Source organism: Microcystis sp. BLCC-F209, from assembly GCF_041928595.1.
Classification (GTDB): Bacteria; Cyanobacteriota; Cyanobacteriia; order Cyanobacteriales; family Microcystaceae; genus Microcystis.
The window spans coordinates 1-6,805 of record NZ_JBHFLL010000168.1; the positions used below are offsets into that span (position 1 = coordinate 1).

The window sequence follows — 6,805 nt, forward strand, 5'->3', positions numbered from 1 at the left end:
ATAACTGATAACTGATAACTGATAACTGATAACTGATAACTGATAACTGATAACTGATAACTGATAACTGATAACTGATAACTGATAACTGATAACTGATAACTGATAACTGATAACTGATAACTGATAACTGATAGCTAAATCGAGGTTTCTTCCTCTGGCCAAAATTCTGGCTGTTGATTTAATAAAAGCTGGGCTGCCTCTAACATATCATCAACAATATCGCGCAAATCTTCCTTATTATCGATATAAGCTTTTAACGCCTCCATCGGATCTAATTGATTACCCACCCCTAATTCTGGTAAACGGGGACGGGTTAATTGACTAATTAACTCAGCCCGAATACTATAACTATGGGCAGGTTTTAACGCCTCATCAAGCTGATTGGTGTTGATTAGCTCTAATTGTTCACTGCGAATTTTATAAACTAAGCGGATAACTGCTTCCTGAATATCGTATTTTTTGAGAGCTTTCAGCAATTCTTTTTGGGGGTTTGCTGCCTGGGAAACATCCACCTCGATGGAACGGAAAGGACGCACAGGTAAAGGGCAAAATTGCCATTTAACCTCTCCTTTAGCCACTTCTATTAAAACATAGCCCTTATCTTCTTTTTCCTCGCTAAAATCTACTCGATCGATGCTCCCAGGATAGACAATAGGCGGATCATTGCTAGGATTAAGATTCTGGTGTTTGTGAACATGACCGAGGGCAACATACTCGAATTGTGGACGATTTAGCAACGATAAAGGCACGGTAAAACCTTTACCAACCGCTAAAAATCTTTCTGCTCCTAAACTAGCTCGATCAGCCATTAAATGGGCTAATAAAACTGTTGGTAAACTTGTATCTAATTGGCGAATTTCTCCTTCTAAAACTGGCTCCAAACGGTTAATTAATAATTCATTTACCCCACTCAAGGATAACCCCTCGGTTTCGGGACGGGTTAAGAGAGTGGCGCGGGTTAACCAGGGTAAAGTAATGACTTGGATATCGCCGTTGCGGGTGGCGATGCGATGGGTGGTTAGGCGATCGCCAACAATAAACCCCGGCACCGCTAGGGTACGATAGATGGAGAGACTGACACCGCCATTACCCTGAGAATGTTGATCGTGATTACCCACTAATAACACCGTCGGGATCTTAGCATCGGCAAGACGACGGAATTGACTGGCAAAAGCTTCGTGAACAAAAGGAGGAGGAGTGGCATCGGGAAAGGCATCTCCCCCAAAAAGCACTAGATCCACAGGGGAGGCAATAGCCCGATCGATACAGAGGCTTAAACTGCCCATAAAATCCTCTAAACGCGTGTTTAATCCCGTTTTTGGATTTAAACGACCATGGGAAAAACCGCTCCCCATGTGAATATCCGATAAGTGCAGTATTTTAATCATAAGTAGTAGGCAAAAGGCAAGAGGTGGTGAGATATGTCTAATTAATTGCGTCTAGCTACTTAAGACCTCCTGAAAAAGTAAGTTCTAGAACCGCTATCTAGTCAAAATATCTAAAAACTCAGATAAATCTGACATAATCTTAGGTTTTGTGGATAGCATAGTTGTTTCTTGTCTTTTTTATCCTCCTGTCTCGGATTATCCTATCGACCGTCTCCTCACCTAACGGAAGATTTTTGATTTTTGCAGGAAATCTATAGTAAAGGAAAAACAGGCGTAATTAAGTACACCTGTTCGGGATTATTTTCCTAATTTTTTATCGCCATCTTGGCGACGGCGATCGCGCCATTCTGTAGTCGTCAGGTAGAGAATGCCACCACTGACGATAACGAGGAGAATTAAGGCGACTAGAAAGAGAGTGTTGAGAATCAAGGATGTTTCCATGGTATCTATGGTATCTATAGATTACCTAGAAACCGTTACGACCCCAAACCACCATGGCGATCGACCAAGTGAACAGGGCGAGAATGCTAACCCAACCAAGTGTCAAAATATCCATAATTGCCTTTGTTAAACGAATTACTTAGGAGTTGACACTCTCCGCCCTAAAAGTGCGGAGATTCTTGGGCTGAATCTTGCCGCTACTAGCAAAGCTAATTTTGGTCTTACAGTTTCATGTCTAGTCCGACTACACCTACAAGGTAAGCACCCTTAAAGACTACTCCCCAAGCGTAAATTTCTGTGTGTCCCACAGTATTTAATTGTTTTTCGCTCTTACCATGTGGACTTAGGATGAAAGCTTTTGTACCAGTGATGGTTAGAGATTTAGGGATTACGGAGTGTCGCTTGTTTCCTGCGTTCCCAAAGTCAACGACTCAATTTAATGCTAACATAAAGTCGCCCTAAAGGGCGAGGTTTTCAACCCAAATTTTCGATAATACTCCATCAGTGACTCCGTTTTAGAGAGGCGATCGTGCAAATTACGCTCAAGGAAAGAATCGAATCCATACAGGTGGGGAGTATCTCGGCGCTGGCTTTCCTGGTTCCCTATCTGCTATTTTTAACTGTTGATCGACTATTTTTAGGGGAATCGCTCACAGTAATTGGCGCTTTTGTCAAGATATCCGGGGCGATAATTAGCGGATTTCTCTTCGGTGTCACCTATCGTTATGTCGTCCGTAACGATGATAATCCCCATCTCAAAGATGGTACAGTGGCAGCTTTTGCCCTAGTCCGCGGCCTAGTTCCCCTACAATTATCCACAGACTTGATCGCTGACGCTTGGCAATTAAGTCTCTTTCTGGGAGAGAGCTTTATCTGTTTTTTATCCTGTCGTCTGCTCTTAGAGTTGACTAAGCTGCGTCAATAACCGATCATCTTTTTGGCTATCGGGAGTCAGGAGTCAGGAGATTATTTTTATTTATTCTCCCTGCTCCGGCACTCCCCATCTCCCTACCTCGCAATTCATAATTCATAATTGATAATTTATAATTACCACACCCCATGGCTATTTGTATTCCCGTTAATTTACCTGATCGCTCCTATAATATTCTGATCGAGAAGGGCAGTTTAGCTAATCTCGGTGCAGAAATGAGCCAGTTAAGCTTAGGCAAAAAGGTTTTATTGGTTTCTAATCCCGAAATTTTTGACTATTACGGACATAAAGCCGTTAATTCCCTAGAAAAAGCGGGATTTGTCGTTTTTACTCATCTGATCCCCGCCGGCGAAAATTATAAAACCCTCGATGCGATCGCCCAAGTTTATGATAGCGCCCTCGCTCACCGGCTGGAACGTTCCTCGACTATGGTTGCCCTCGGTGGTGGTGTAATCGGTGATATGACGGGATTTGCGGCAGCCACATGGTTACGAGGCGTTAATTTTGTCCAAGTTCCCACCACTCTGTTAGCGATGGTGGACGCTTCCATCGGGGGTAAAACCGGTGTTAATCATCCCCAGGGCAAAAATCTGATCGGGGCGTTTTATCAACCGAAATTAGTTCTGATCGATCCTAGCGTGCTTAAAAGCCTACCCGTGCGAGAATTTCGGGCTGGAATGGCAGAAGTGATTAAATATGGTGTAATTTGGGATGCTGAGTTATTTCAACAGTTGGAAGACTCGGACAATTTAGCCAGTTTTTCTCAGATCGATGGCGAGCTATTGCAAACAATTATTACAAAGTCTTGCCAAGCTAAAGCAGATGTGGTAAGCAAAGACGAAAAAGAGGCGGGTTTGCGGGCGATCTTAAACTATGGTCACACGATCGCCCACGGCATTGAAAGTTTAACGGGATATACTAGGATTAACCACGGGGAAGCGGTGGCGATGGGGATGGTGGCGGCAGGAGCGATCGCTGTTAAACTGGGAATGTGGACCGCCAGGGAAAATCAACGTCAAACCGATTTAATCGAAAAAGCTGCCTTAGAAACCCGTATGCCGCCTTTAAATGCCGATGAGATGGTCAATGCTCTCACTGCCGATAAAAAGGTTAAAGATGGCAAGGTTAGATTTATTTTACCAACGGCAATCGGCCAAGTCACCATTAGCGATCGAGTCACCCCTACCCTGGTGCGGGAGGTGTTATCACCAACCGAATCCGGGCAGTAAAAGCTTTTTCAATTGTTGCATCGCTTGTTCCGTAACATCCCGGTATTTTAAATCTCCCACGAGAATACGTCCCATCAGTTGACCGGCGATCGGCCGTTTAACGGCGACATTGTAGGCGATTTGGGTAAATTGATAGAATAAACTGGCTAATTTGGCCGCTAAAGCCATATCTTCCCCCCATTCTTCCCGAATTATCCGACTATAGCTCGCCAAAGCCCGATTATCTCCGGCTAAAGCTCGATCGATCGCCTCGGCTGCCTTAACTCCCGTCAAAATTGCCGGACGGATACCCTCCCCGATGAGCGGATCGAGAATACCCGCCGCTTCTCCTGTAATTAGGGCATTTTGGGCGTGTAGCGGTTGATTTCCGTTCCAAAGGGCTAAAGCATACTCACTATAGCGATAATCCTCTAAATTCCAGCCCTTTTGACGGGCATAATTTAACAGTTGTTTTTTTAGCTCCTCGGATTTGATGCTGCCCTTAAAACAACCACCGCTAATTGTGTAACCATTAGACTTGGGAAAAGCCCAGATATAACCATTTTTTAGGGAACCAAAATCAAAAAAAGCTTTTTGGGGGGGAATAGTCACTTCTGCGTTAGTAATTTCGAGAGTAGCCCCGATCGCTTGGTTTTTCGCTGGTAATCCTAACCAGCGACTGGTATTGCCCTTAACACCATCGGCAGCAATCAGATATTTGCCTGAAAATGTTCCCTGGGATGTGGTAACTTGCCAGTGATCTTGAAGGAATTTGATCTGGGTAACTTCGCTGTTATCTTGGATGGTTGCCCCGACTGCGATCGCCTGTTGACCTAAAAAATCATCGAAACGATCCCTTTGTACCATCCACATCGGTTCTAGCATATTTAACTTAGTGGTGACGGTATCCCCCTGTTTCCAAGTAAACTGTACTTGCGTGACGGTATTCTCGATCACGGGGGTAAAGTCAAAATCAAACCACTGCTTAATTGCCGGGGATACCCCCCCACCACAGGGTTTATAACGGGGTAATTTCGCTTTATCAAGGATCAGGACAGATCGTCCCCTTTTAGCTAGATGATAACCCGCCGTCGTTCCTGCTGGTCCCGCACCGATGATAATACAGTCAAACATTTGTACTAATTTAAGTCGTTGAACAAATTTATAGACAATTTACGCTATTTTGGGCAACTTGTCTTGAGTCTGGTTTCTTGTCCCTTCTTCAGACGGTTGATCTGGCCTCTCTAGTTTCTAGCTGATTTATCCCCCCATGTCCAAGAGAGCCTAATCTCTGGCTTTTTTGACTAATTGATCAATTATCTTCACCTGATCAATCGTATAATCAAAAAAACTATAACGGCTCGATTATATCATGAAAATTGTTTCTATTAAAATAAAAAACTATCGTATGTTTAAAAACATACACATAAGAGATATTCCCCCTTTTTGTGTGATTATTGGAGCTAACGGCACGGGAAAATCTACTCTATTTGATATTTTTGTGTTTCTGCGAGATGCCCTCAAAAACAACATTCGCCAAGCCTTACAAATTCGCGGCGGTTATAGAGAAATTATCACTAGAGGTCAAGAACAGGAAGATATTGAAATCGAGCTGCAATTTCCCATGAAAATCTTAGATACAGAACGTCTGGTTACTTATCAAATCATAATTGGACAAAACAATAATCGCCCCGTTATCAAACGCGAAATACTTCGCTATAAACGGGGTGAACACGGTAAACCTTTTCATTTTTTAGATTTTAAACTTGGTCAAGGATATGCTATCACCAACGAAGAAGATTTTAGTAAACCGGATAAAGAACTCGATCGAGAAGAACAACAGCTAGAATCTAACGACATACTAGCGATCAAGGGAGTAGGACAATTTCAACGTTTTAAAGCCGCTACAGCCTTTCGTTCTCTGATTGAAAATTGGCACGTTTCTGACTTTCATATTAGCGAAGCTAGAGGAAGTAAAGAAATATCTTATGCTGAACACTTATCCCCCACTGGCGACAACATAGCTACAGTTGCTCAATATATTTATCAACAATATCCCGAAATTTTTCAGCAAATTCTCGAAAAAATGAAAGAACGAGTTCCGGGTATTTCCTCTGTAGAAGCCAAAGAAACCGAAGACGGTCGCTTGATTTTACGTTTTCAAGATCAGGCCTTTAAAGACCCTTTTATTGATCGCTATGTTTCTGACGGGACTATGAAAATGTTCGCCTATTTAATATTACTATTCGATCCCAATCCTCATCCCCTACTCTGTGTCGAAGAACCAGAAAACCAACTTTATCCTACTTTATTAAAAGAACTAGCCGAAGAATTCGCCCACTATAGCTATCGGGGGGGTCAGGTATTTGTTTCTAGCCACTCCCCCGATTTTCTCAATGCGGTTCCACTAGCTAGTATTTTCTGGCTAATTAAATCCCAAGGTATCACCCAAATCCATAGGGCTGCCGATAGCGAAATCATCAAAAACTTAGTAGCGGAAGGCGATTTACCCGGCTATCTTTGGAATCAAGGCTGGTTTGAAGGAGTAGCACCATAATGAACTATGATATCGTATTTTTGCTAGAAGAGTCATCTATAGAAAATGTGTTAAACGAACTTTTGCCTAAACTTATTCCCCCAGAAATAAGGTATAAATGTATTAGTAATCAAGGCAAACAAGACCTAGCCAAATCTATGGGAGCATCTCACTTACGCGATAAGTAATTATACTTAGCCTAAAAGCCACTCTTAATCGTGTCTTGGAACGAAATAGAGGCTTTTAAAGACTGCGTACATGGAGAATTAAAACAAGAATTACCCTCGAAAAGCCTATT

7 protein-coding genes are annotated in these 6,805 nt (G+C 42.7%); 3 read left to right on the plus strand and 4 right to left on the minus strand.

The genetic code is table 11. The features are described from left to right. Positions 1-137 precede the first annotated feature (137 nt). The 3 genes from sbcD to petN form a co-directional block, all read right to left on the minus strand. Positions 138-1,391: an exonuclease subunit SbcD gene (gene sbcD / locus ACE1AQ_RS10445; RefSeq protein ID WP_008206775.1), complete on the minus strand. Its 1,254-nt coding sequence runs from the start codon at positions 1,389-1,391 to the stop codon at positions 138-140. Positions 1,392-1,688: 297 nt separating this feature from the next. Beyond that, positions 1,689-1,832: a hypothetical protein gene (locus ACE1AQ_RS10450; RefSeq protein WP_002736416.1), complete on the minus strand. Its 144-nt coding sequence runs from the start codon at positions 1,830-1,832 to the stop codon at positions 1,689-1,691. Between the two features lie 25 nt (positions 1,833-1,857). Then, positions 1,858-1,947 carry a cytochrome b6-f complex subunit PetN gene (gene petN / locus ACE1AQ_RS10455; protein ID WP_012265708.1) on the minus strand — a complete coding sequence of 30 codons (90 nt, stop codon included), beginning with the start codon at positions 1,945-1,947 and terminating at the stop codon, positions 1,858-1,860. 414 nt (positions 1,948-2,361) lie between these two features. Here petN and ACE1AQ_RS10460 point away from each other — a divergent pair, with 414 nt between their 5' ends. Both ACE1AQ_RS10460 and aroB read left to right on the plus strand, forming a co-directional pair. Then, a complete protein-coding gene (locus ACE1AQ_RS10460; protein WP_008206772.1) occupies positions 2,362-2,757 on the plus strand; it encodes a hypothetical protein in 396 nt (131 codons plus the stop codon). A 134-nt stretch (positions 2,758-2,891) separates the two neighbouring features. Beyond that, positions 2,892-3,992, plus strand: a complete 1,101-nt coding sequence (aroB, locus tag ACE1AQ_RS10465) for a 3-dehydroquinate synthase (protein WP_110543856.1) — start codon at positions 2,892-2,894, stop codon at positions 3,990-3,992. On the opposite strand, the gene ACE1AQ_RS10470 is transcribed toward aroB, so the two are convergent. Then, on the minus strand, positions 3,969-5,105 hold the full coding sequence (locus ACE1AQ_RS10470; RefSeq protein ID WP_008206768.1) for a geranylgeranyl reductase family protein: 1,137 nt from the start codon (positions 5,103-5,105) through the stop codon (positions 3,969-3,971). The genes aroB and ACE1AQ_RS10470 overlap by 24 nt on opposite strands. A gap of 238 nt (positions 5,106-5,343) precedes the next feature. On the opposite strand from ACE1AQ_RS10470, the gene ACE1AQ_RS10475 reads away from it, so the two are divergent. Then, the gene (locus tag ACE1AQ_RS10475) at positions 5,344-6,528 is read left to right on the plus strand and encodes an AAA family ATPase (RefSeq protein WP_110543853.1); all 1,185 of its coding nucleotides are present in this window, start codon (positions 5,344-5,346) and stop codon (positions 6,526-6,528) included. Positions 6,529-6,805 lie beyond the last annotated feature (277 nt).

Coding starts and splice junctions, on each gene's coding strand:
- sbcD (WP_008206775.1), bottom strand. CDS start 1,391: ATGATTAAAATACTGCACTTATCGGATATTCACATGGGGAGCGGTTTT.
- ACE1AQ_RS10450 (WP_002736416.1), bottom strand. CDS start 1,832: ATGGAAACATCCTTGATTCTCAACACTCTCTTTCTAGTCGCCTTAATT.
- petN (WP_012265708.1), bottom strand. CDS start 1,947: ATGGATATTTTGACACTTGGTTGGGTTAGCATTCTCGCCCTGTTCACT.
- aroB (WP_110543856.1), top strand. CDS start 2,892: ATGGCTATTTGTATTCCCGTTAATTTACCTGATCGCTCCTATAATATT.
- ACE1AQ_RS10470 (WP_008206768.1), bottom strand. CDS start 5,105: ATGTTTGACTGTATTATCATCGGTGCGGGACCAGCAGGAACGACGGCG.
- ACE1AQ_RS10475 (WP_110543853.1), top strand. CDS start 5,344: ATGAAAATTGTTTCTATTAAAATAAAAAACTATCGTATGTTTAAAAAC.